Source organism: Antrihabitans stalactiti, assembly GCF_012932915.1.
Lineage (GTDB): Bacteria > Actinomycetota > Actinomycetes > Mycobacteriales > Mycobacteriaceae > Antrihabitans > Antrihabitans stalactiti.
The window spans coordinates 132,031-155,614 of the sequence record NZ_VCQU01000013.1 but is presented as its reverse complement, the minus strand read 5'-3'; the positions used below and the strand labels follow the sequence as shown (position 1 = coordinate 155,614).

Here is a 23,584-nt window from a genome sequence, read left to right as displayed (position 1 = left end):
ACGACGCTACTAGAACCCCACGGTTGTGAGTCTTTTCGGAGCCTATGGACTCCGAAAAGACTCACAACGGTCAGTCGTCTGCAGAGCCAGGCGCGTTCTTCGACACCTGCATGAGGAATTCGAGGTTGTTGCGCGACTTCTTGAGTCGGTCGATCAGCAGATCGATCGCCTGGTGGGAGTCGAGCCCGGACAACACGCGACGCAGCTTGTGCAGCACCGCTGCCTCGTCCGGGTTGAGCAGCAGCTCGTCCTTGCGGGTGCCGGACGGATTGACGTCGACCGCGGGGAACACGCGGCGTTCGGCGATCTTGCGGTCCAGCTTGAGCTCGGCGTTACCGGTGCCCTTGAACTCTTCGAAGATCACGGTGTCACCGGTCGAACCGGTCTCGACCATTGCGGTTGCGATGATCGTGAGCGACCCACCGTTTTCGATGTTGCGCGCGGCACCGAGGAAACGCTTCGGCGGGTAGAGCGCGGTCGAATCGACACCACCGGACAGGATTCGGCCCGAAGCGGGTGACGAGTTGTTGTATGCACGGCCGAGGCGGGTGATCGAGTCGAGCAGGACGACAACGTCCTTACCCATCTCGACGAGGCGCTTCGCGCGCTCGATCGCCAACTCGGCGACCGAGGTGTGGTCTGCCGGCGGACGGTCGAACGTGGACGAGATGACCTCGCCCTTGACCGAACGCTGCATGTCGGTGACCTCTTCAGGACGCTCGTCGACCAGGACGACCATGAGGTAGACCTCAGGGTTGTTGATCGCGATGGCATTGGCCATGTCCTGCAGGATCGTCGTCTTACCTGCCTTGGGCGGGCTGACGATCAGGGCTCGCTGGCCCTTACCGATCGGCATGATGAGGTCGATAACCCTCGTGGTGAGGATGTTCTGCTTGGTTTCGAGGCGCAGACGCTGATTCGGGTACAGCGGTGTGAGCTTCTGGAAGTCGGGGCGACGGCGCGCAGCCTCGACCTCGCCGCCGTTGACCGTGTCCAGCCGCACCAGCGGGTCGAACTTCTGCCGCTGGTTGTTCTGCTCACCCTCACGGGGTGCGCGAACGGCACCTGTCAACGCGTCGCCGCGGCGCAGTCCGTTCTTGCGCACCAAGTTCATCGAGACATAGACGTCGTTCGGACCGGCAAGGTAACCGGACGTCCGCACGAAGGCGTAGTTGTCCAGCACGTCGAGGATGCCCGCGACCGGCTGGAGCACGTCGTCTTCACGGATCTCGGGCTCGCGACCCTCGGGAACGCCGTTGCCGCCGACCGCATCGCCGCGATCGCGTCCGCGACGGCGCTCACGGAACCGGCGCCCACGACGCCCGCGGCCGTCACCATCGTCATCGGCATCGTTGCGGTTGTCGCGCGGACCGTTGCCCTGCTGATTGCCCTGGTTGTTCTGATTGCGATTGTTCTGGTTGCGGTCGCCGCCCTGGTTACGGTCGCCGCCCTGGTTACGGTCGCCACCCTGGTTGCGGTCGCCGCCACCCTGGTTACGGTCGCCACCCTGATTACGGTCGCCACCCTGGTTACGGTCGCCACCCTGATTGCGGTCGCCCTGATTGCGACGGCCGCCCTGGCCACCCTGCGAATCCTGGTTGCGGTCGTTGTTCTGCTCGCCGCGACGATTCTGGTCGTCGTTACGCGGTTGCTCGTTGCCCTCTGGCTGGGCCGCTCCGCCTTGTTCCGGCGAACCCGCTTGCCTGGATGAGCCGCGACGTTGGCGGTTACGGCCGCCTTGCTGGTCGGATCGATCAGCGCTTGCGTCGTCGGCAGTGTCCGACGGAGCAGCCGTCTCAGTAGCCGCTGGCTCGGTTACACGCGCGTCGACCGCGGGCTCGGCTGCAGCCGGCTCGGGAGCAGCTTCGCGCTGCGGTGCACTCGTCTGAGCAGCGGCTTTCGGAGCCTCGGCCTTGGGCGCCTCTGATTTCGGAGCCTCGGTTTTCGGCGCCTCTGATTTCGGAGCCTCTGATTTCGGAGCCTCGGATTTCGGAGCCTCGGTTTTCGGAGCCTCAGCCTTTGGCGCTGCGGGGGCCTGCTTGTCTTTGATTGCACCGATCAGGTCGCCCTTGCGCATGCCGGAGGTGCCCCGGATGCCGAGTTCGCTGGCCAACGCACGAAGTTGAGGTAAGAGCATTCCGGCCAATCCGCCGCCGCGCGGCCCGTCGGCCGGTTTGTCGGCCGCGGTAGAAGTATTCGAAGTTTGTGAAGAATCGCTCGCCTGGCTGACCGGGGAATCGGTCGCAGAATCGACAACAGGCGAATCGAACAGGTCCGTATCGGTCACGGAGGTCCTTTCCTTCCCTCGCTCGCTGAGCGAATTCGAGGGTTCGTCCCGCAGCCCAGCGCATGTGCTGGACTCGGATATGTGCCGTACGTGCGGGTACTTTGTGCGAAAGGACCATTCCGGTGGCGCACTCGGTGTTCTGAGTAAGCGCCGAAATTCTGGAGTGATTGCCCTGGTTAAGCACCGGCGTCTGAAGCGCACGATGTACGGACAGTGCCAAGGATAACCCCCAACCCCAACGTCGGCAACAACTGGCCCGGCGTGTTCGGCCAGGCAGCGTCACACGACGCTGACGCCGTCGGACAGATCGAGGTCGAGGACCGAGAGGCCTTCGCTTTCCGCTTCCGCCCGCAACGATTCCGGAATCGGCGCAGTTGTCAGAGCCAGAACCGTCGGACCAGCTCCTGAGACCGCCGCCGCAATTCCTTCTGCTCGAAGACGCGCGATCCAACGCGTTGTCAGCGGCAATGCGGGTGCACGCTGATTTTGGTGAAGCAGATCGGCGGTCGCGGGAAGCAACAAATCCGGGCGCTTGGTCAATGCGACCACCGCAAGTGCCGCGCGGCTGACGTTGAACGCGGCATCACGGTGCGGAACCGTCTCCGGCAACAACCCCCGCGTATGCGCGGTGGAACTGCGTTCGGACGGAACGAGCACGACAGCCCGAATGTCGCCATGCACATCGAGCCGGACCGCGCGGTAGACCCGCTCGGCGACGTTCGTGCAGTCGCCGTCGATCCACGACACGACTGCCCCGCCAAGCACGCTCGCAGCGGCGTTGTCGGGATGGCCTTCGAACTCGGCTGCCAACTGCACGAGCTGTTCGTCGCTCAGCGCGAGATTCGGATCGAGCTTCTTGGCGAGGCCGTTCGCCGCGGCAAGCCCACCGACGACCGCCGAAGCGGACGAACCGAGTCCGCGCGAGTGCGGAATTACGTTACGGCACAACACATCCAAGCCATCAGCCCACACGCCCGCCGACTCGAGGCCGCGCTCGACCGCCCGGACCACCAGATGCGACGGACCCCACGGCACGTCGTCGGCACCCTCACCTTCCACCCGAATAGTTAGGCCGGATTGGGTGGTCGTCACAGTGATCTCGTCACAGAGGTCCAGCGCCAAACCGAGGGTGTCGAATCCGGGACCGAGATTCGCACTCGACGCTGGCACACGAGCCGTCACGCGTAGCCCGATCGGAAGGGTCTGGGTCATCTCGCTCAAAGCCCGGTCGTCGTTCAGTCGAGCTCGAGTGCGGATGCCACAGCCGCGGGATCCACCGGAATCGGTTGCACTGCAGGCATTCCGAGCAACGCGGTGTCTGGATCCTTGAGCCCGTTACCGGTCACCGTGCACACGACGGTCAGGCCAGCGTCGAGCCAGCCTTCCTTGCGCGCAGCGAGCAATCCCGCAACGCTTGCAGCCGACGCGGGCTCGACGAAGACGCCCTCGGTTGCCGCGATGAGGCGGTACGCCTCCAGCAGTTCCTCGTCGGTCGCGGCCCGAAATGCGCCGCCCGACTCGTCTTTTGCCGCCATGGCTCCATGCCACGACGCCGGCGAGCCGATTCGGATCGCGGTGGCGATCGTTTCCGGATTCTTGACCGGTGCGCCGTGCACCAATGGTGCAGCGCCCGCGGCTTGAACACCGAGCATGCGAGGACGGACCGAGGTGATGCCATCGGCGAAGTACTCGCTGTAGCCGCGCCAGTAGGCAGTGATGTTGCCCGCGTTGCCGACCGGGAGGGCATGAACATCGGGCGCCTTGCCGAGCGCGTCGCAGATCTCGAAGGCCGCGGTCTTCTGACCTTCGATGCGCGCCGGGTTGACCGAGTTCACGAGCCCGATCTGCGGGTACTCGGCGGTGGTTTTCCGCGCGAGCTCGAGGCAGTCGTCGAAGTTGCCCTCGACCTGAATGATCCGCGCACCGTGCATGACTGCCTGGGCGAGCTTGCCCATGGCGATCTTGCCCTGTGGAATCAGGACCGCGCAGGTCATCTTCGCCTTGGCCGCGTACGCCGCTGCGGATGCCGAGGTGTTTCCCGTCGACGCGCACAACACGGCACGCTGGCCGCGAGCCTTGGCGTCGGTGATTGCCATCGTCATGCCGCGGTCTTTGAACGAACCTGTGGGGTTGAGCCCTTCGACCTTCAAATGCACGTCGCAGCCGGTGATCTCCGACAGGTGCGCGGCAGGCAGCAGCGGGGTACCGCCTTCACGCAACGTGACCGGCTCCCAGTCTGGACCGATCGCCAGACGATCGCGGTAGGCCTCGATCAGTCCCGGCCACGGGGTGTGAATCGCTTGCAAGCGAGGAGTGCTCATTCTGCTGTGCCTTCCAGTCTGAGAACGCTTTTGACCACGACCTCGAAGTCCAATTCCGACAGTGCGGCAACGGTTTCCGCGAGCGCTGACTCCGTCGCTCGGTGCGTGACGACCACCAGTCGGGCACCGTCACCGGCACCTTCCTGACGCACCGCAGAGATGCTGACCTCGCGTCGCGAGAATTCCGCTGCAACCCCGGCGAGGACGCCCGGACGGTCGGCTACCTGCATATTGACGTGGTAGCGGGTGGGCGTGTCGCCGATCGGCGCGATCGGCAGCATCGCGTAGGTCGACTCGCCCGGACCGCGTCCGCCGTAGAACTTGTTGCGAGCGGCCATGACGAGGTCGCCCATGACGGCCGACGCGGTCGGCGCACCGCCTGCACCCTGTCCGTAGAACATCAGGCGCCCAGCTGCATCGGCCTCGACGACCACGGCGTTGAACGCACCGTTCACCGAGGCGAGCGGATGCGTCAGCGGCACGAGTGCCGGGTAGACGCGGACCGAGATGGATTCCTTGCCGTCGGAGTCGACGACGCGCTCGCAGAGTGCAAGCAGCTTGACCGTGCAGCCCACAGCAGACGCGGTCTCCATGTCTTCCGCCGTGACCTTCGAGATGCCCTCGCGGTACACGTCCGCCGCGGTCACCCTGGTGTGGAAGGCCAAAGACGCAAGGATCGCCGCTTTGGCCGCGGCGTCGTAGCCTTCGACGTCGGCAGTCGGGTCCGCCTCGGCGTAGCCGAGTCGACCGGCTTCCTTCAGTGATACGTCGTAATCGGCGCCGGTCTCTGCCATCGCCGAGAGAATGAAGTTCGTCGTGCCGTTGACGATGCCGACCACGCGATTCACTCGATCACCGGCAAGCGACTGCATCAGCGGCCGTACAACCGGAATCGCGCCCGCCACCGCAGCTTCGAAGTACAGGTCCGCGCGGTTACGTTCGGCGGCTTCGGCAATCTCACCGGTGTAGTCGGCCAGCAGCGCCTTGTTCGCCGTCACGACGGACTTGCCGGAGTTGAGTGCTGCCAAGATCAGCGACTTGGGCTGGTCGATTCCGCCGATGACCTCGACGACGATATCGACGTCGTCGCGCGCGACGAGGGCCGCCGCGTCGGTCGTCAGCAGTTCTTGCGGGACTCCGCGGTCGATGTCGGCGCGGCGCACCGCGATGCCGCGAAGCACCACCGGCGCTCCCACGCGTTGCCGCAGGTCGTCGGCATGATCGCGCAGAATCCGCACCACCTCGGTGCCGACATTGCCCATACCTAATACCGCGACACCGATCGGGTCATCGCCATTTCGCGCTCGAATCGGCACGCTCGTCACTCCCTCACCTCCAGGCTGAGCAGGTCTTGCACAGTCTCCCTGCGAAGAATCAAACGCGACTGTCCGTCGCGCACCGATACGACCGCCGGACGCGGCAGCAAGTTGTATCTACTCGACATCGAGTAGCAGTAGGCACCGGTCGCCGCGACTGCGAGCAGGTCGCCCGGGCCGACATCGGCAGGCAACCACGTGTCGCGGATGACGACATCACCACTCTCGCAATGCTTTCCGACGACCCGCGCTACGACAGGTTCCGCGGAACTGTCGCGGCTCACCAATCTGGCGTCGTATTCGGCTTGGTAGAGCGAGGTCCGGATGTTGTCGCTCATTCCACCGTCGACGCTGACGTAGCGGCGGCGCGTATTCGCCCCGAGCGCAACGTCTTTGATGGTGCCGACCTCGTACAGCGTCACAGTGCCCGGACCCGCGATCGCACGGCCAGGCTCTACTGCGAGGGTGGGTTTCGGCAAGCCTACGAGCCGGGACTCGGCCTCGACGATCTGCCACAGCTTGCTGGCGAGCTCGTCCATCGGCGGCGGGTCGTCGCTCGGGATGTACGAAATACCAAGTCCGCCACCAAGATCGACAATCGAGATCTGAGCGGTCTTGTCGACGCCGAACTCCTTGACGACATCGTGCAGCAGCCCGATCACCCGGCGCGCAGCGAGCTCGAAGCCGTCGACGTCGAATATCTGGGAGCCGATGTGGCTGTGCAACCCGACGAGGCGGAGATTGTCGGTCTCGAACACCCGGCGGACTGCGGCGAGCGCCGCTCCCCCGGCCAAGGAGAAGCCGAACTTCTGGTCTTCGTGCGCGGTCGAAATGAATTCGTGCGTATGCGCTTCGACGCCGACCGTGACGCGAACGAGCACGTCCTGAACGATGCCGGCTGCGCCGGCGATCTCGTCGAGGCGGTCGATCTCGATCATCGAGTCGAGCACGATGTGACCGACACCGGCACTCACGCCGGCTTCGAGTTCCGCAACCGATTTGTTGTTGCCGTGCATGGCAATTCGCTCGGCCGGAAAGCCACCGTGCAATGCGACCGCAAGCTCGCCACCCGAACACACGTCGAGCGCCAGCCCCTCGTCGGCAACCCACCGCGCGATCTCGCTACACAGAAAAGCTTTGGACGCGTAGTGAATCCGGGCTTCGGGTCCGAATGCGGACTTGATATCCCTGCAACGCGAACGGAAGTCGTCCTCGTCGATCACGAACAACGGTGTGCCGTACTGCGCAGCGAGATCTTTCACCGAAACCCCGGCGAGAGTGACGACGCCGTCGGCACCGCGCTTCGCACCGCGCGGGTATACGTGCGCGGGCAGCGCCGTCATCTCGCCCGCAGCCGTCGGCCGCTCTGGAAGGTTGGGAGCATGGGCCTCTTCGGCGTGCCGCGGCCCCGCCGGATGTGCGCTCACACGCCCACCTCGATGCGCTCGGCGGCCGCGCTCGCGCAGCGGCTGCGTCTTTTGGCTCGCTCGCTCACTGGTGTGTCCTCACATTTGCTCCGGTGCACTGACGCCGAGCAAGGTCAGCCCGTTGGCCAACACCTGACGCGTCGCGCCGCACAGCGCCAAGCGCGCGGTGTGCAGTTGATTCGGCGCTTCGTCGCCGATGGGCAGGATCCGGCATGCGCCGTAGAACCGGTGATACGCGCCGGCAAGCTCTTCCAGGTACCGCGCAATACGATGCGGCTCACGAAGATTCGCAGCACTGGCCACCACTCGCGGGTACTCGCCGATCGTCCGGATGAGTTCTCCTTCATGCTCGGAATCGAGCAACGAGAAGTCCGGATTCGCTGACTGCACTCCGAGATCGGCAGCATTGCGCTCCACCGATCGGAGGCGAGCATGCGCGTACTGCACGTAGAGGACCGGGTTTTCGTCGTTCTGCTTGGTCCAGAGTGCGAGGTCGATGTCGATGCTCGTGTTCACCGACGACCGAACGAGCGCGTAGCGCGCGGCGTCGACCCCGATCGCCTCGACGAGATCGTCGAGCGTGATCACGGTGCCCGCGCGCTTGCTCATCTTCACCGCAACACCGTCGCGAACCAGATTGACCATCTGGCCGATCAGCACTTCGACCGTTGCGGGATCGTCGCCGAGAGCGGCAGCGATCGCCTTCAGCCTGCCGATGTAGCCGTGGTGGTCGGCGCCGAGCATGTAGATGCAGAGGTTGTGGCCCCGTGCGCGCTTGTCGATGAAGTAGGCGATGTCGCCGGCGACGTATGCCGAGGTGCCGTCGCTCTTGATGACGACGCGGTCCTTGTCGTCACCGAAATCGGTAGTACGCAGCCACCACGCGCCGTCTGCCTCGAAGAGGCTGCCCGATTCCTTCAACTGCGCGACCGCACGGTCCACAGCGCCTGACGAGAACATCGTGGTTTCGCTGGTGTAGACGTCGAAATCGGTGCCGAATTCGTGCAGCGTCGACTTGATGTGCGCGAACATCAGCTCCACACCGGTCGCGCGGAACGTCTCGCGCTGCTGATCGGCGGGCAGGCTCAAGACATCTGGATGTTTCGCCACCACTGCTGCTGCAATGTCGGCGATGTAGGCGCCCGCGTAGCCGTTCTCCGGTGTCGGCGCTCCGGTCGCGGCGGCAATAAGCGAATCGGCAAACCGATCGATCTGCGCGCCGTGATCGTTGAAGTAGTACTCACGCGTCACAGTGGCGCCCTGAGCTGCGAGGATGCGGCCCAGCGCATCGCCTACCGCTGCCCAGCGGGTGCCGCCGAGGTGAATGGGTCCGGTCGGATTCGCCGACACGAATTCAAGGTTGATCTTCGACGCGGCCAACGCCGTCGAGGAGCCGTATGCAGCACCCGCAGCGAGCACGGCTTCGAGAATTGCGCCCTGCGCCGATGCGTCCAACCGGATGTTGAGAAAGCCAGGCCCGGCGACATCGGCAGTGGCAATGCCGTCGGTGGCGACGAGGGCGGCAGCCAGCCAACCAGCCAGATCGCGTGGGTTCACGCCCGCTGCCTTGCCGATTCGCATCGCGACATTCGTCGAATAATCGCCGTGTTCGGGGTTGCGCGGGCGTTCGACCGTGAGTTCGGCCGGGAGCACAGACGGATCGAGTCCGCGCTCGGCTAGCACCTTCGCGGTGGTTCCACGAAGGAGTTCGGCAAGGTCGGCTGGAGTCACAGGTGTTTATCCTATGGTCTGCGGAGACGTGCGCCTTCACCGGACCGACAGGGCTCGGCGGGGAGCAGTCGGCCGGTGTCACCGTAGAGTGGTTGGAGCCTGCGTGCTCGAGGGCCGCGGCGCTCACCAGTACGTAAAGCGTAATCAAAGAAGTCAACTCGGCGAAAGAAGCAGTCCAGCGATGCCCAGCGGTTCGGAGAGTCGCAGCCCACAGTCGAAGACTGGGGCCAAGTCAGCCAAGGCGATCAGCGCCGCCACCAAGAAAAAGAAGGGTGGCGCCGCGGTCCGCGGCAAGGGCCTACCGAAGCCACGGCAGATTCCGTGGATGACGGTCGGCGCGGTTGTCGTAATTCTGGCGCTCGTCGGACTGCTCGCCTGGAACCTCGTTCCCAAGTACATCGAGCGACGCGACGCCGAGCGCTTCACGCCGACCGAGAGCAATCACGATCCGTCGACCGGTATCGACGGCGTTGCGGTGGTGACGTACCCCGCAGGCCAGCACGTCAAGGCGAACCAGCGGGTGGCGTACGACAAGAACCCACCGTTCGGTGGACCGCACGACGAGGTCTGGGCTACCTGCACCGGCGTCGTGTATTCGAAGGCCATCCGCAACGAGAACGCAGTGCACGCCCTCGAACACGGCTCGGTCTGGATTGCATACAACCCGGACAAGGTCAGCGGCGATGCGCTCGACGAGCTGAAGTCGCGCGTCGACGGCAAGCCGTACATGTTGATGTCGCCCTACCCCGGTCTCGACAGCCCGATCTCGCTGCAGGCATGGGGTCACCAACTCAAGCTCGACAACGCCGACGACCGCCGGATTCCGCAGTTCATCTCCGCGCTGCGTGGCAACTCGTTCAACGCGCCGGAGCCGAACGGCAGCTGCTCGGTGATTCCGGGCTCGTTCGATCCGGACAACCCGCCTGCGTTCGACCCGAACCCGCCAGGCCCGGATGCGGTGCAGATGGACGGCAAGGGCGCGACCCCTGCCACCGACGAATCCGCTCCGCAGATCCCGCAGATCCCGCAGTTGCCGCCGACGGCTGAGAACCCGCCCGCGGCTCCGCCCGCCGAGAACCCGCCCGCGCCTGCTCCTGCGCCGGTGCCGAATGGCTGATCAAGAACCGGACTCGACGACGGCGTCCAGCGAGCCGGCGCCGGCAAAACGGAGCCAACGGGTTGCGCTGACCGTGCTCGGCGTGGTCGCTGCTCTCCTGCTCGGCTTCGCTGTCGGCGTCCTCGCCCGCTTTCCGTTCGACGACTCGACCGATACTCCGGCGGCAGACTCCGTCGACGTCGGCTTCTGCCAAGACATGAGCGTCCATCACGATCAAGCGGTCGAGATGTCGGCGATCGCATTGACGCGCTCGACCGACACCGCGGTGCAGACGCTGGCCTACGACATCTTGACCACGCAGCAGAATCAGATCGGCCAGATGCGCGGCTGGCTGACCCTATGGGAGCGACCGCTCTACGCCGACGACGGCTACATGAAGTGGATGGGCGACGACGCGCACGGCAGCGGCCACGACATGAGTGGCATGAGCGACTCGATGTCGGGCAAAGGTATGTCGACGATGCCCGGAATGGCGAGCCAGCAGGACCTCACCAACCTGCGTCAAGCGCAAGGTCCGGCGTTGGACGTGCTGTTTCTCCAGCTGATGCTTCGCCACCACCAAGGCGGAAAACCCATGGCCGAGTATGCAGCCGAGCACGCCAGCTTGTCGGTCGTCCGGAACTTGGCGCAATCGATGGTCAAGACGCAGGACAAGGAATCCGAGCAGATGATCTCGCTGCTCGCCGCTCGCAACGCGCAACCGTTGCCGCTGAACTAGCTCGCACTGACTCGCTTTGGCCGCTCACGCGCGATGAGTTAGGGTTACACCCGCACCAATCGGCCCACCGACTTAGTCGGTGTGGCCCCCGTAGCTCAGGGGATAGAGCGTCTGCCTCCGGAGCAGAAGGCCGCAGGTTCGAATCCTGCCGGGGGCACATTCGTCAGAAGTGAGCAATTCCTCTCGGTTTCCGGGAGGAATTGCCCGTTTTCTGGGGGCACGTATGAGGGGGCACATGCGATGCGTTCGTTCGTGATTTCGCTGATCGTAGCCACGATGGTCGCCACCGTCGGTGCATCGCTGACGGGCTGTTCGGGCTCCACAGCAGGGCACGCAAAGTCGCAGGAAGTCGATCTCGCGTCCCTCGACGTCGGGAACTACGAAACGACTCCCCCGGACGGCGGCCTCGGTAATTCAGGCTCCGACGAGGTGGGCCGGCTTCTCGACGCACAGCGCCTCGCCAATTTCGTCGTCGACCCTGTCGAGGTCGACGACGCGCTGCGCCGCGGCGTCTCGCCGACGTATGTGATCAGAAACGCACCCTCGCTCGCGATCGACGGCGGCGTCTTCACCGCGAAAGCCGCAACTCCTGCCGTGAAATACAGCATGCGATACGGGTTCGCGGCGAGCCGCGCGACCGAGAGAAACGATCGGGTGATGACGATTGCAGTCTTCGTGTTCTCGACCTCGGACGACGCGAAAGGTGCCGCGGACGAGTTCGCCGCAGCCGAGCAAGCTTCGGACACCAGCGCCAAGCCCGTTCCATTGTCGACGTATCCCGATGCCCGCGCGGTCGCGTCCGATGCGCGCATCGCGGTGTATTACCCCAAAGATCGACTCCTCTACTACCAGTCCTACAAGGGGTCGGATCTCGTGAAAACCGCGGAATTGACACTGGCCGAACAACTTCCGCTGCTCGCGGAATTCACGCCGACCGACTGGTCCAAGACCGAGGCAATCCCCCGCGACCGCGAAGGCATGCTGGCCCGAACGCTACGAGCCGACGAACCGAGCTCCAACGAGGACGCCGTGCTCGACCTCGCAGGCATCGAGCACTTTCTCATTCATCCGAAGGAGATCAAGGCTGCGCTCGAACGCGCAGGCGTCGACCTCGCCGCAGTCTCGGAGACTCGGGTGTATCGCGCAAAGGACGCGGCCGCAGCACAAAAGTTCCAGCATGAACTCGCCGACGCCTACCCAACTGAGCTGCGCGAGATCGATCCCCCACCCGGACTTGCGACTGCGCAATGTTTCGAGAACACCGACGACACTCTCAACGACCGGTTCGCCTGCTTCGGCAGCCGCGGCCGTTATGCGTTCTCGCTCGGGTCGGGGCAACGCAACGACGCATACCAGCAGGCCGCTGCGCAGTACGCACTGCTGGTCAACAGCGAGTAGTAGATTCGATTTCGTATTGGGGAATGGGGAGGACACGATGAACAGCTTTGGTGGATCACGTCTGCGCAGGGCGGCCGCAGTGGTGCTCAGTTGCGCTCTGGCTGTGACGGTGGCGGGCTGCACGATCGAGGGGTCTGCAAAGCCGATAGACCCGAACGCAGCCATTGACGTCAACGCGCTCGATTCCGGCAACTACAAGACGAAGCCCCCGAACGAGGGGCTTGGGACCGTCAAGAGTGACAGTCAAGGCAAATTGTGGGAGGCGAAGCGCCTCGCCAATTACGTGATCAATCCAGTACAGGTGGATGACTCGCTGACCCGGTTCGTACAGCCGACGTTCCCGATTCGCGACGCTGCGGCGTTGTCGAACGGCTTCGGTGCCGTCTTCACGAAGGCAACCGGCGCACCGGCATTCAAATACAACATGGACTTCGGTTTCATCGCGGGACGAGCTTCGGAGACGAGCACGACCGATAACAAGAATTCTTCCTCACTGCTCATCGGCGTCTTCGTCTTTCCCGACGACGCCGCGGCCAAAGGTGCGGCAGACGAGTTCCTCGCCGCCCACAAAGCCCCCGATCCACTGATCGACCCCAATAAGGTGCCGGACACCAAGCCCGTCTCGCTGCCCGACTATCCCGACGCACGCGCCCTCTACACCGAGGACAACACCGACAAAAAGCCCGTCATCTCGGTGTTCTACCCGAAGGGCAGGTACGTGATCTACCAGTGGGTCGAGGGTCGTAAAGCCCTTCCCGACCTGGTGACGACTGCGCAGACCACGCTGTCGAAGGAGCTTCCACTCTTGGATCAGTTCAAGCCGACTCCGAACGACAAACTGAAGGACATCCCGCTCGATACCGACAACATGCTGGTCCGGACGCTGCCCGCAGACGAACCGGACAGCCATCAGTCGGCTGTGTACGACCAGCGGGGCGGAATCCACTTCCAGACCAATTCGAAGATTGCGGAGGACAACTTCGCAAAGGCCGGCGTCGATCGCGTGTCCCCCGGCGCGGCGTCGGTGTATCGCGCCAAGGACGACCAGAGCGCGCAGCAATTGCTCGGGCTGTTCTACGACGAATTGAAGTCCGCCTACAAGCCGATCGCCAGTCCGGACGGCCTTCCCGCCGTTCGCTGCTACAAGCTCTCCGATACCAAACAGGCTTACGCGCAGTTCTGGTGCCTGGGTTCACGAGGTCGCTACGCATTCGAGGTCACGTCCTCGCAGATGAACGATGTTTATCAGAAGGCCGCGGCAGAGATAAAGATCCTGGTGAACAACGAATGACTCGCGAGAGTGCACAAAGGGGGATGACGCGGTGGCGTTGAAGCCCGGATCGATCATCGGCGGCTATCGGATCGAGCGCGTTCTCGGTGCGGGCGGGATGGGAACGGTCTATCTCGCTCAGCATCCGACCCTGCCGAGGAAAGACGCGCTCAAAGTCCTTTCCAGCGAGCTATCGCAGGACCGCGAGTTCGTTGGACGGTTCGAGCGGGAGGCCAATCTCGCTGCGGCGCTGGATCATCCGAATATCGTGTCGGTGTACAACCGTGGGCGCGAAGACGACAACCTGTGGATCTCGATGCAGTACATCGATGGCACCGACGCTGCCGAGGAGGTCAAACTGGGTCCCGCGACGATGACCCCGCAGCGCGCATTGCGGATCGTCAGCGAAGTCGGCAAGGGTCTGGATTTCGCCCACCGACGAGGACTGCTGCACCGTGACGTCAAGCCCGCGAACTTCTTGCTGTCGCGATCGAACGACCCGGAAGACGAAGAGCGTGTGCTGCTCACGGACTTCGGTGTCGCGAAGTCGACCGAAGACACGGCGAACCTCACGACGACGGGCAGCTTCCTCGCGACCATCGCCTACGCGCCGCCGGAGCAGTTGTCCGGCCTGCAACTCGATCATCGTGCCGATATCTACAGCCTGGCGTGCTCGCTGTACGTGATGCTGACCGGCGAGAATCCGTATCCCTCGTCGATGCCAGCCATCGTGATGTCTGCACATCTGCACAGTCCGCCGCCAAGGCCCAGTCTGACGCGGCCCGGCTTGCCGCCCGCGATCGACGAGGTCATTGCCGTTGCGATGTCGAAGGATCCGAGCGAGCGGTTCAATTCGTGCCGCGACCTCGTCAACGCGGCAGCCAGTGTGCTCGGCAACGCACCGGGCGGCATGCCGTTTGCCGCTTCGGGCGGTCAAGGTCCGAATACGAGTGGTCCGCGGACGCGTATCACCGGACCGACCCCGATCACTGGACCGAACACCGGTCCGCGCATGATCGGCCCGCCGACGCACCTCACCGGCTCGGCGCCGTTCCCCGGCTCGCACAATCCGACGGTCCGCACCGCACCGACAAAAATGCGGAAATGGGGCGTGATCGCTGCTGCAGCCGCGTTGGTGGTCGCCGTCGTCCTCGGCTTCACCTTGTGGAACTCGGGCTCGTCGGACAAAACCCCGAGCGGTCCGGCCGCACTGGCTGACGTGAAGGCGGCCCACCCCGCCTTTGCCGGCAAGGTGATCGTCGCACTGGACTTCTCCGACACCAGGCTCGCCGTGGACCTCGACGGGTCGAAACAGGCAGATTTCTTCCGCGGAATCGGTTTCGTCTACAACACCAAGTACCAGGTGAAGAGTGGGGAATCGTCACCGCGCACGATCAGCGAAAGCGACGTCTATTCGATCGAGGGCTCGTTTTCGAGTGACAACCCGACCGACGTGGTGATCGTCTTCCGCTCCGACAAGGAGGCCGGTGGTGGCGGCCTGCGTGGTCTGCCAAGCTCGATCACGTACCTGAAGGCGCCGGTCGTCGTCATCGACGACAAGGAAGCCGTGGCTGCTTACCAGAATTGGACCGACGACTCGCAGGCCGTCATGATCTCGAAGGTGGTCCCGGCGATCGCGAAACTGGTCAAGTAAGGACTAGCCCCGGATCGGATAGATGGCGGTCTCGGTCGCCTTGACCACGAACTGCACAACCCTGCCAGGCGCGAGATCCAAGTCAGCGGCAGCCGCAGCCGTCACGTCTGCCATCAGCGCGGCGTGGTGTCCATCGTCCTCGCCACGGATACGGACCAGGTCACCGCGGTTCTCGATCTCGGCAACGGTGACCGTGAAATGGTTGCGAGGGCTCCCGTTGGGCAGCTCCGCGTAGACCGCGACCGAGCGCGGTCCGAACACCGCGACCGCTCGCTCACCGGGCTTGCACGCCTCGTCGCTCGAACCGTAGACCGTCTCCCCCGATTCTGTGTGCAGCACACCATCGGCGACGATCTCGCCGCTGCGCAGGTTGATTCCGGCGACGCGCGCAGCGAACGCACTGGTCGGCCGCGAAAGCACTTGGCGCACTTCGCCTTCTTCGACGACGCGGCCACCGTCCAGCACGACCACCCGATCGGCGAGTGCTAAGGCATCGAGCGAATCGTGGGTGACGAGGACGGCCGTTCGCCCCGGACCGCGCAGCACTCGCCGCAGCAAACTTCGAATGGCAGGCGCGGCAGTCACATCGAGGGCCGCGAGCGGTTCGTCGAGCAGCAGCAACTGCGGTTCGGCGGCGAGCGCACGGGCGATGGCAACGCGTTGCGCCTGTCCCCCACTGAGCTGGGCAGGCTTGCGGTCGGCGAGGTCAGCCGCATCGACGGCGTCCAGCCACTTCTTGGCCGTCGCAGCTGCGTGCCGACGAGTGGCGCCCGCGCTGCGCGGGGCAAAAGCCACGTTGTGCGCCACTGTGAGGTGCGGAAACAGCAGCGGTCGCTGCGCGAGCAGCGCCACACCTCGCTTATGCGGCGCGACAGCGACTTTCAGCTCGGTCGCCGTGAGCGTCCGATCGCCCAGTTCGACGACGCCACGGTCCGGTCGTGTGAGCCCGGCGATGACTGACAGCAGCGTAGATTTGCCTGCTCCGTTCGGTCCCAGGATCGCCGTCACGGTGCCGGACGGAACGTTTACCTCGACGTCCAGGTCACGGTCGGCGACAGTTGCGCGTACGAAAAGCCCTGTCATAGCGCGCCTTCGGAACCGCGACCACGGACAGCCACCACGATGACGACGGCAACGACGATCAGGACGAGTGAAAGCGCAACCGCGGCATCAGGATCGGACTCACGCTGCAGATAGATCTCGAGTGGAAGCGTTCGGGTGACACCTTGCAGACTGCCCGCGAAGGTCAGCGTCGCGCCGAATTCGCCCAGCGCCCTGGCGAACGCGAGGACCGCGCCCGAAGCGAGACCGGGCAGAACCAGGGGCAACGTTACGCGGCGTAGCACGGTCGTCGGTCGGGCTCCGAGGGTCGCCGCGACGGCTTCGTATCGTTGCCCCGCGGTCCGGAGCGCACCTTCGAGGCTCACGACGAGAAAGGGCAGTGCCACGAAGGTTTGGGCGAGCACGACAGCCGTCGTCGAGAAGGCGATCTTGATTCCGAGCAATTCGAGTTGCTCGCCGAGCAGTCCTTTGCGGCCGAACGTGTAGAGCAGCGCGATGCCGCCCACGACCGGCGGCAGCACCAAGGGCAGAACGATCAGCGAGCGTAGCGCTCGTAGGCCACGAAAATTGCTGCGCGCCAGAACTACTGCCATCGGCACACCGAAAAGCACACAGAGCGCGGTGCTGGCCGAGGCGGTCTCGAGACTCAATTTCAGTGCAGCGAGCGAGGATTCGGAGGTGATCAGTCCGATGAAGTTGCCCCACTGCACGGTGGCGAGCATCGCGAACAGCGGCAGGACGACGAACAGTCCACCGACGATGGCCGGGATGAAGATCCACGACGGCAGCCCGACCCGCGGGCTGGATTGCCGTCGAGTCGTCATGGGGTGCCGAACCCAGCCTTGCGCAGCACGTCTTGGCCCTTCTGACCGGTGACCAGCGCTACGAATTTCTGTGCCAGCGTGGCGTTGTGGGAATCCTTCAGTGTCGCGATCGGGTACGTGTTGACGGCCTTCGCGGACTCCGGAAACGCAACCGCCGTGACTTTGTCACCTGCACCAGCGGCATCGGTCACGTAGACGAGCCCCGCATCGGCCTGGCCCGAGGTGACCTTGTTGAGTACGTCGGTCACCGACGATTCCTCACTCACCGGCTCGAGTTCGGTACCGGTCGCCTCCTCGACTTTCTTGGCAGCCGATCCACAGGGCACCTGCGGCGCGCAGACGACTACTTGGGTGCCCTCTTTCGCGAGGTCCGCGAACGACGTTATGTGCTTGGGATTGCCGGGGGCGGTGACGATCGTCAAGGTGTTGGTCGCGAAGTCGACCGGATTCTCGGCCTCGCCCGCGTCGGTGACCTTCTTCATGTTTACGGTGTCTGCGGAGGCGAACACGTCAGCCGGCGCGCCTTGGATGATCTGCGCCGCCAGATCGGACGAGCCAAGGAAGCTGAACGTGACGTCCGCCCCCTTGTTCTCCGCCTTCAACTGCTCACCGAGTTCGGTGAAGGTCTTTTTCAGCGACGCCGCCGCGAACACTGTGATCGAACCCGGCGAGTCCGTATTGGCTTCGTCGTCGGATGAACAGCCGGTCACGAGCGCCAGCGAGACTGCCGCTGCCACAGCCAAATACCGTCTCACGATCGTCCTCCTGGAGTTTCGACGATCACCGTCGTCGCTTTGACGACGGCAACCGCAAGGCTCCCGGGTTCGAGTTTCAGTTCGCGGACAGCTTCTGAGCTCATCAACGAGACGACCGTGAACGGTCCGCATTGCAGTTCCACTTGGGCCATCACCGTGTCGGCGACGACCTTGGTGACAAGTCCGACGAAACGATTGCGCGCCGAACTGCCGACGCCGAGTGGATCCTCCGGTGCCGGAGCCGCATTGGACCGAGCAAAGGCCGCAAGCACGTCGCCTGCGATCACCTTGCGTCCGGCATCGTCAGAGCTCGCATCGAGGCTGCCGCTGTCGACCCACCGTCGGACCGTGTCGTCACTCACACCGAGCAGCGCGGCGGCTTCTCGGATTCGAAAGGTGTGCACCGCGCGATCTTATCCGCAACTGCGGACCAAACAAGCCATGGCACCCGCATCTGCGGTCGTGAGTCTTTTTGGAGTCTATAGACTCCAAAAGGACTCACGAGGGTGGTGGGGCAGTATTGGCGATGTGATTCGAGGCCTGAAAGCTCTGCTGTTCGACGTCCAAGGCACCGCGACCGATTTCCACACCACAGTCCGGACCGCGGCCGAGCGAATCGGCGCGGACCGCTACCCCGACGTCGACTGGTCGGCTTTCGTAAATCGCTGGCGCGCTGCGTACTTCGATGCGCTGACGGCGGCCCCCAAGAATCCTGAGCGGTGGACGACGGTGGCGTCGGTCTATCGTCGATCGCTCGATGCACTGGTCGACGAATTCGACCTGCACGAGTTGACGGTGCCCGAGCGCGACGACCTCGCCCTGGCCTGGCAGCGCTTGGCGCCGTGGCCCGACGCCGTCGAGGGTTTGACCTGCCTACGTTCGCGGTTCACGATCGCGACACTGTCGAATGCCGACGTCTGTGCCGTCGTGGGATTGTCGAAGCTGGGCGGCCTGCCATGGGATGCGATCTTCACCGCCGAGATGGCGCGAACCTTCAAGCCGGACCCAGCCATCTACGGCATGGCCGCGACCTACCTGGGCCTGGAACCCGGCGAGATCATGATGGTCGCCAGTCATAAGTACGACATCCGGGCAGCCGCACAGTTGGGCTTTCGTACGGCGTTTGTGGCACGACCGCTGGAGTTCGGTAGCGGCGGCGACGTCGATACCGCCTACGACGACGAATTCGACATCAACGCAGCTGATTTCGTCGACTTAGCCGACCAGTTGGGGCAGGATCCGATCGGCTAGGTCTGGTCGGCAGATCAACAGGTCCGGCAGGTAGGGGTGCGACTCGTTGTATTGCAGCTCGCTTCCGTCGATTCGCGAGCAGTGCAAACCCGCGGCAAGAGCAACGCCGACCGGTGCCGCCGAATCCCACTCCCACTGACCACCTGCATGGACATAGGCCTCGGCCTCGCCGCGCAGGACCGCCATCGCCTTGGCGCCTGCTGAGCCCATCGGACGAATTTCTGCGCCGAGTGCGGCCTCCAAAGCACCGGTGAAACTCGGTGGACGGCTGTCGCTGACCAGGATTCGCAGCCTGGAGCCAGCGGCGGGCGGCGGTGCGCCGACCTCGTCGGTCGCATACACCGCGCCGAGCGCGGGCTGCGCGACCGCTGCGGCGGCGATCCCGCTCCCCCGGGTCCACAGTGCGACGTGCACGGCCCAATCGGCGCGGTCCGGCAGACCGTACTCGCGGGAGCCGTCGAGCGGGTCGATGATCCACACGCGGTCCGCAGTCAGCCGAGCCTTGTCGTCCGCCGATTCCTCCGACAACACGGCGTCGTCTGGGCGCTCAGCCGCGAGTCGATCGAGCAACAAGACGTTCGACGCGTTGTCGCCTTTGCGCCCGAGCTCGCGACCGTCGATGGTCCCGGCTTCGGCGTCACGCAACAGCAGCAGCAATTCGCCTGCCTCGGCGGCAAGTTCGGCTGCGAGGCGAGCATCTGAGACGACAGTCATAGGTTCAAGAATTCCATAATGCGAATCGCGTGGTCGGTCGGACCGCCGTCGCTGGGCCGAAGCACCAACTCGGGGCGGCGCGGCGCCTCATAGGGTTCATCGACGCCGGTGAACCCACGGATCTCTCCCGCGCGCGCTTTGGCGTACATGCCCTTGGGATCGCGCTGTTCACACAGCTCGATCGGAGTGTCGATGAACACCTCGACGAATTCGATTCCGGCAGCTTCGTGTTGGGCGCGAATGCGGTCGCGGTCCTGCGCATACGGACTGATCAGGCAGGCAACCGCGATCGTTCCCGCGTCGGCGAAGAGCTGCGCGACCGCGCCGACCCGGCGGACGTTCTCGGCACGGTCCGCACGGTCGAAGGTGAGGTCGGAGTTCAAGCTGGTCCGCAGATTGTCACCGTCCAACCGATATGCCGGGTGACCTGCCGCGACGAGTAGCCTTTCCAGTTCGACTGCCACGGTGGACTTTCCGCTGGCAGACAGCCCGGTCAGCCAGACTGTCGCACCGCGCGTGGCGCGCTCCTCTCGCTTGACCGCACCGGTGTGCCACACCACCTTCGACGCCGACAAGGTCGGTCCCAGGATCATTCCCGCAGCCACCGTGTTGTTGGTCGACTCGTCGACCAGCACGAAGCTGCCGGTCACGCGGTTTCTGCGGTACGGATCGAACAGCAGCGGCTGCTGTGTTCGCAGTTGAATGCGGCCGAGTTCGTTGAGCGACAACGATTCTGCAGACTCGTCGCGATGCAAGGTGTTGACGTCGAGGCGATAGTCCAGACGCGCGATCTGACCTCGCACTGCCCGCGTCGTGTGCAGGACCGTGTACTTCGCGTCTTTCGACAGCGTCGCCGAATCGGCGAACCAACACACCATCGCGTCGATTTCACGACCCACCAGCGGCCGATTGTTGGGACGGCACAGCACATCTCCCCGGCCGACATCGACGTTGCGTTCCAACTCCATACACACCGCCGATGGCGCGAACGCCTCCTCGACGACCGTGCCGCCCGGACCCCAGATCGCTTTCACTTTCGTGGTGAAACCCGACGGCAGCGCAATCACATCGTCGCCGGGCTTGAACACTCCACTCGCGACAGTCCCCGCGTATCCGCGAAAGTCGTGCAGCACAGCGTCGCTCTGCTGCTGCGGCCGGATCACATACTGCACAGGGAACCGCGCATCGATCAGGTTGCGGTCCGACGAGATGTGCACGTGCTCCATGAGATGCAGCAACGGCGCGCCGTCGTACCACGGCATGTGGCTGCTGCGGTCGACGATGTTGTCGCCGAGCAGCGCGCTGACCGGCACGAACGTCAGATCGTGCACATCCAGCTTCATCGCGAACTGCCGGAATTCCTCCCGGATCTCGTCGAAGCGTTCCTGCGACCAGTCGACGAGGTCCATCTTGTTCACGCACAGCACGAGGTGCGGGATGCCGAGAAGGCTGGCGATGAACGAATGGCGGCGGGTCTGCTCCAGCACGCCCTTTCGCGCGTCGATCAGGATCAACGCCAGGTCAGCGGTCGATGCGCCGGTGACCATGTTGCGGGTGTACTGCTCGTGGCCCGGGGTGTCCGCGATGATGAATTTTCTTCTCGGCGTTGCGAAATAGCGATGTGCGACGTCGATCGTGATGCCCTGTTCGCGCTCGGCGCGCAGCCCGTCGGTCAGCAAGGCGAGGTTGGTATGTTCTTCGCCTCGTTCACGGCTCGACCGTTCGACGGCTTCCATCTGGTCTTCGAACGCGGACTTGGAGTCGTACAGCAACCGTCCGATCAACGTCGACTTTCCGTCGTCGACGCTACCTGCAGTCGCTACTCGCAGCAGCTGAGTCGCCATCAGAAGTAGCCCTCCTTCTTGCGATCTTCCATGCCTGCCTCCGAGATTCGATCGTCTGCACGGGTGGCGCCACGTTCGGTGACGCGGCTGGCAGCAACTTCGGCGACGACCGCAGCCGTCGTAGTCGCCGTAGATTCGACGCAGCCCGTGCAGGTCGCATCCCCGACCGTGCGGAATCGGACCATCGCATCGTGCGGCACGTCGTCGGGCAGCAGCGTCAGGAACCGGGTGTGCGCCAGCAACATTCCGTCGCGCGGCACGACCATCCTGCGGTGCGCGTAGTAAATCGACGGCAGTTCGATCTGCTCTTCGTGGATGTACTGCCAGATGTCGAGTTCGGTCCAGTTCGACAGCGGGAACACGCGGATGTGCTCGCCCTTGCGATGGCGACCGTTGTACAGGCTCCACAGTTCGGGTCGCTGCGCGCGTGGATCCCAGGCACCGAACTCGTCACGGAAACTGAACACGCGCTCCTTCGCCCGGGCCTTCTCCTCGTCGCGGCGCGCTCCGCCGAAGACCGCGTCGAAGCCGTTGTCGCTGATACCGCGGAGCAATGCGGTGGTCTGCAAGCGATTTCGGCTCGCCCGCGCACCGGATTCCTCGGTCACGCGTCCTGCGTCGATGTCGTCCTGCACGCTGGAGACGACCAAGCGCAGACCGCGCTGCGCCACGACCCGATCGCGAAACTCGAGCACCTCGTCGAAGTTGTGCCCGGTGTCGATGTGCATCACCGCGAACGGGATCGCCGCCGGCCAGAACGCCTTCGCGGCGAGATGCAGCATGACGACCGAATCCTTGCCGCCGGAGAAGAGCAGCACGGGGTGCTCGAACTGCGCTGCGACCTCGCGAAAGATGTGGACCGATTCGGCTTCCAGCGCCCGCAGGTCCGACAGCTCGTAGACGACGCTCATCGCACGATCCCCCGGACCGGCGGAGGCTTGCGACCACCGGCAGCGGCGGTGATCTCGTCCGCGGTCTCGACCAGTGCGCGTCCGCGACGCGTGATCTCGCGCTGATCGATGGACGATCCGACGTAGAGGGTCAGTACCAGCGCCTGCTTGCCGTCCGCGTCGTATGTCGGTGCTGCGATAAGGCTGACCGGGTGGGAGCCATCGTCGTCGCCTTCCAGATACACCCGCTCGCCGAGGCTACTCACCATCTCTCCCAACACTTCTCGCAATTCTGGCGGCAGGTCGCGTGCATCGACGCCTGCCATGGCGTTGTGGAGTCGACGGCCCATATCGGTGAGCGTCTCCACGAGATAGCCCGTACTTCGGCAGTGGTCGACCACTCTGCGCAGTCGCGACCGGTCGAGGCGGGTCGGTAGCGCAGGCTCTCGCGCGAGCCACGATTCGAGCGCATCGTCGCCATTCCACAGCACGTACATCAGGCCGACGGGCGGCGCGAACGGGTACACCTGCCCGACCTTCGCGGTCGGCACCATGCCGTCCGGCGCGGTCAGTTCGAGGATGGTGATGCGATCCGCGATCACCGCGGACGCGGTACAGGTCGTGACGAACCGATCGCTGAGTTGCTCGAGATGGCGCCGCGGAATCGGACCGGTCGCCAGCCCCTCCTGGGCGGCCCGACCTGCGGTGATCAGCGCCGGACCGAGCCCGTACGACTTCGCGACGGCGTCACGCGTGAGGTAGTCCGCGTCCACCAAGGCGGTCACGATGCCCAGGCAGGTCGGCTTGCTTATGTCGAGTTCGCGAGCCAGTTCCGACAGTCCGTAGCGGCGGTCGCGGTGGTCGACGAGAAAGTCGAGCACTTGCACGACGCGTTCGGTCGGCGGCGACCGCCTCGCCGCGCCGTCGGACGTCGCGAGGGCTTCTTCAGAACCCGGCATTGACCACTCCTTAGAACACGTTCTAGTCTCGCTACAGAAAGTTGTA

Annotated in this window: 19 protein-coding genes, 1 tRNA gene and 1 pseudogene; 7 read left to right on the top strand and 14 right to left on the bottom strand. The window is 64.4% G+C overall.

What is annotated here, in order from left to right; translation table 11 throughout:
• Nucleotides 1–70: 70 nt before the first annotated feature.
• From rho to argS, 6 genes are all read right to left on the bottom strand, one after another.
• The gene (rho, locus tag FGL95_RS28665; RefSeq protein WP_169593811.1) at nt 71–2,287 is read right to left on the bottom strand and encodes a transcription termination factor Rho; all 2,217 of its coding nucleotides are present in this window, start codon (nt 2,285–2,287) and stop codon (nt 71–73) included.
• Between the two features lie 279 nt (nt 2,288–2,566).
• Entirely contained in the window at nt 2,567–3,499 is a 933-nt protein-coding gene (thrB, locus tag FGL95_RS28660) for a homoserine kinase (protein ID WP_169593809.1), read from the bottom strand.
• A gap of 23 nt (nt 3,500–3,522) precedes the next feature.
• Nucleotides 3,523–4,608: a threonine synthase gene (gene thrC, locus FGL95_RS28655; RefSeq protein WP_169593807.1), complete on the bottom strand. Its 1,086-nt coding sequence runs from the start codon at nt 4,606–4,608 to the stop codon at nt 3,523–3,525.
• Nucleotides 4,605–5,924 (bottom strand): homoserine dehydrogenase, encoded by a 1,320-nt coding sequence (locus FGL95_RS28650; RefSeq protein WP_338080074.1) that lies wholly within the window; start codon nt 5,922–5,924, stop codon nt 4,605–4,607. Before FGL95_RS28650 ends, thrC begins: the two co-directional genes overlap by 4 nt.
• Before the next feature lie 5 nt (nt 5,925–5,929).
• Nucleotides 5,930–7,351 (bottom strand): diaminopimelate decarboxylase, encoded by a 1,422-nt coding sequence (lysA, locus tag FGL95_RS28645; RefSeq protein WP_169593805.1) that lies wholly within the window; start codon nt 7,349–7,351, stop codon nt 5,930–5,932.
• Between the two features lie 78 nt (nt 7,352–7,429).
• On the bottom strand, nt 7,430–9,082 hold the full coding sequence (gene argS / locus FGL95_RS28640) for an arginine--tRNA ligase (RefSeq protein ID WP_169593803.1): 1,653 nt from the start codon (nt 9,080–9,082) through the stop codon (nt 7,430–7,432).
• A 181-nt stretch (nt 9,083–9,263) separates the two neighbouring features.
• On the opposite strand from argS, the gene FGL95_RS28635 reads away from it, so the two are divergent.
• The 6 genes from FGL95_RS28635 (at nt 9,264) to FGL95_RS28610 (ending at nt 15,239) form a co-directional block, all read left to right on the top strand.
• Nucleotides 9,264–10,199: a DUF3105 domain-containing protein gene (locus tag FGL95_RS28635; RefSeq protein WP_169593801.1), complete on the top strand. Its 936-nt coding sequence runs from the start codon at nt 9,264–9,266 to the stop codon at nt 10,197–10,199.
• Nucleotides 10,192–10,917: a DUF305 domain-containing protein gene (locus FGL95_RS28630; protein WP_169593799.1), complete on the top strand. Its 726-nt coding sequence runs from the start codon at nt 10,192–10,194 to the stop codon at nt 10,915–10,917. Before FGL95_RS28635 ends, FGL95_RS28630 begins: the two co-directional genes overlap by 8 nt.
• A gap of 84 nt (nt 10,918–11,001) precedes the next feature.
• Nucleotides 11,002–11,074 (top strand) — tRNA-Arg (locus FGL95_RS28625).
• 83 nt (nt 11,075–11,157) lie between these two features.
• Nucleotides 11,158–12,315, top strand: a complete 1,158-nt coding sequence (locus FGL95_RS28620; protein WP_169593797.1) for a DUF7373 family lipoprotein — start codon at nt 11,158–11,160, stop codon at nt 12,313–12,315.
• A gap of 37 nt (nt 12,316–12,352) precedes the next feature.
• A complete protein-coding gene (locus FGL95_RS28615) occupies nt 12,353–13,606 on the top strand; it encodes a DUF7373 family lipoprotein (protein ID WP_169593794.1) in 1,254 nt (417 codons plus the stop codon).
• Nucleotides 13,607–13,637: 31 nt separating this feature from the next.
• Nucleotides 13,638–15,239 (top strand): protein kinase domain-containing protein, encoded by a 1,602-nt coding sequence (locus FGL95_RS28610; protein ID WP_169593792.1) that lies wholly within the window; start codon nt 13,638–13,640, stop codon nt 15,237–15,239.
• Nucleotides 15,240–15,242: 3 nt separating this feature from the next.
• Here FGL95_RS28610 and FGL95_RS28605 read toward each other — a convergent pair whose 3' ends face one another.
• The 4 genes from FGL95_RS28605 to FGL95_RS32560 are packed head-to-tail and all read right to left on the bottom strand — an operon-like array spanning nt 15,243 to nt 18,284.
• Nucleotides 15,243–16,322: a sulfate/molybdate ABC transporter ATP-binding protein gene (locus FGL95_RS28605; RefSeq protein WP_169593790.1), complete on the bottom strand. Its 1,080-nt coding sequence runs from the start codon at nt 16,320–16,322 to the stop codon at nt 15,243–15,245.
• The gene (locus tag FGL95_RS28600) at nt 16,319–17,125 is read right to left on the bottom strand and encodes an ABC transporter permease (RefSeq protein ID WP_169593788.1); all 807 of its coding nucleotides are present in this window, start codon (nt 17,123–17,125) and stop codon (nt 16,319–16,321) included. Before FGL95_RS28600 ends, FGL95_RS28605 begins: the two co-directional genes overlap by 4 nt.
• Nucleotides 17,122–17,880, bottom strand: coding sequence for a molybdate ABC transporter substrate-binding protein (modA, locus tag FGL95_RS28595; protein ID WP_169593547.1), 759 nt, complete (start codon nt 17,878–17,880; stop codon nt 17,122–17,124). Before modA ends, FGL95_RS28600 begins: the two co-directional genes overlap by 4 nt.
• A complete protein-coding gene (locus FGL95_RS32560; RefSeq protein WP_169593785.1) occupies nt 17,877–18,284 on the bottom strand; it encodes a TOBE domain-containing protein in 408 nt (135 codons plus the stop codon). Before FGL95_RS32560 ends, modA begins: the two co-directional genes overlap by 4 nt.
• Before the next feature lie 124 nt (nt 18,285–18,408).
• Here FGL95_RS32560 and FGL95_RS28585 point away from each other — a divergent pair, with 124 nt between their 5' ends.
• Nucleotides 18,409–19,131, top strand: a complete 723-nt coding sequence (locus FGL95_RS28585) for a haloacid dehalogenase type II (protein WP_338080070.1) — start codon at nt 18,409–18,411, stop codon at nt 19,129–19,131.
• Here the strand turns inward: FGL95_RS28585 and FGL95_RS28580 are convergent.
• The 4 genes and pseudogenes from FGL95_RS28580 to FGL95_RS28565 form a co-directional block, all read right to left on the bottom strand.
• Nucleotides 19,114–19,845: pseudogene (locus FGL95_RS28580) on the bottom strand (3'(2'),5'-bisphosphate nucleotidase CysQ); the annotation flags it as partial. The gene FGL95_RS28585 and the pseudogene FGL95_RS28580 overlap by 18 nt on opposite strands.
• Entirely contained in the window at nt 19,842–21,689 is a 1,848-nt protein-coding gene (gene cysC, locus FGL95_RS28575; protein WP_169593779.1) for an adenylyl-sulfate kinase, read from the bottom strand. The gene cysC and the pseudogene FGL95_RS28580, both read right to left, overlap by 4 nt.
• Nucleotides 21,689–22,600: a sulfate adenylyltransferase subunit CysD gene (gene cysD, locus FGL95_RS28570; protein ID WP_169593777.1), complete on the bottom strand. Its 912-nt coding sequence runs from the start codon at nt 22,598–22,600 to the stop codon at nt 21,689–21,691. The genes cysC and cysD overlap by 1 nt, the downstream gene beginning before the upstream one ends.
• Nucleotides 22,597–23,538: a helix-turn-helix domain-containing protein gene (locus FGL95_RS28565; protein WP_169593775.1), complete on the bottom strand. Its 942-nt coding sequence runs from the start codon at nt 23,536–23,538 to the stop codon at nt 22,597–22,599. Before FGL95_RS28565 ends, cysD begins: the two co-directional genes overlap by 4 nt.
• Nucleotides 23,539–23,584: the final 46 nt, after the last annotated feature.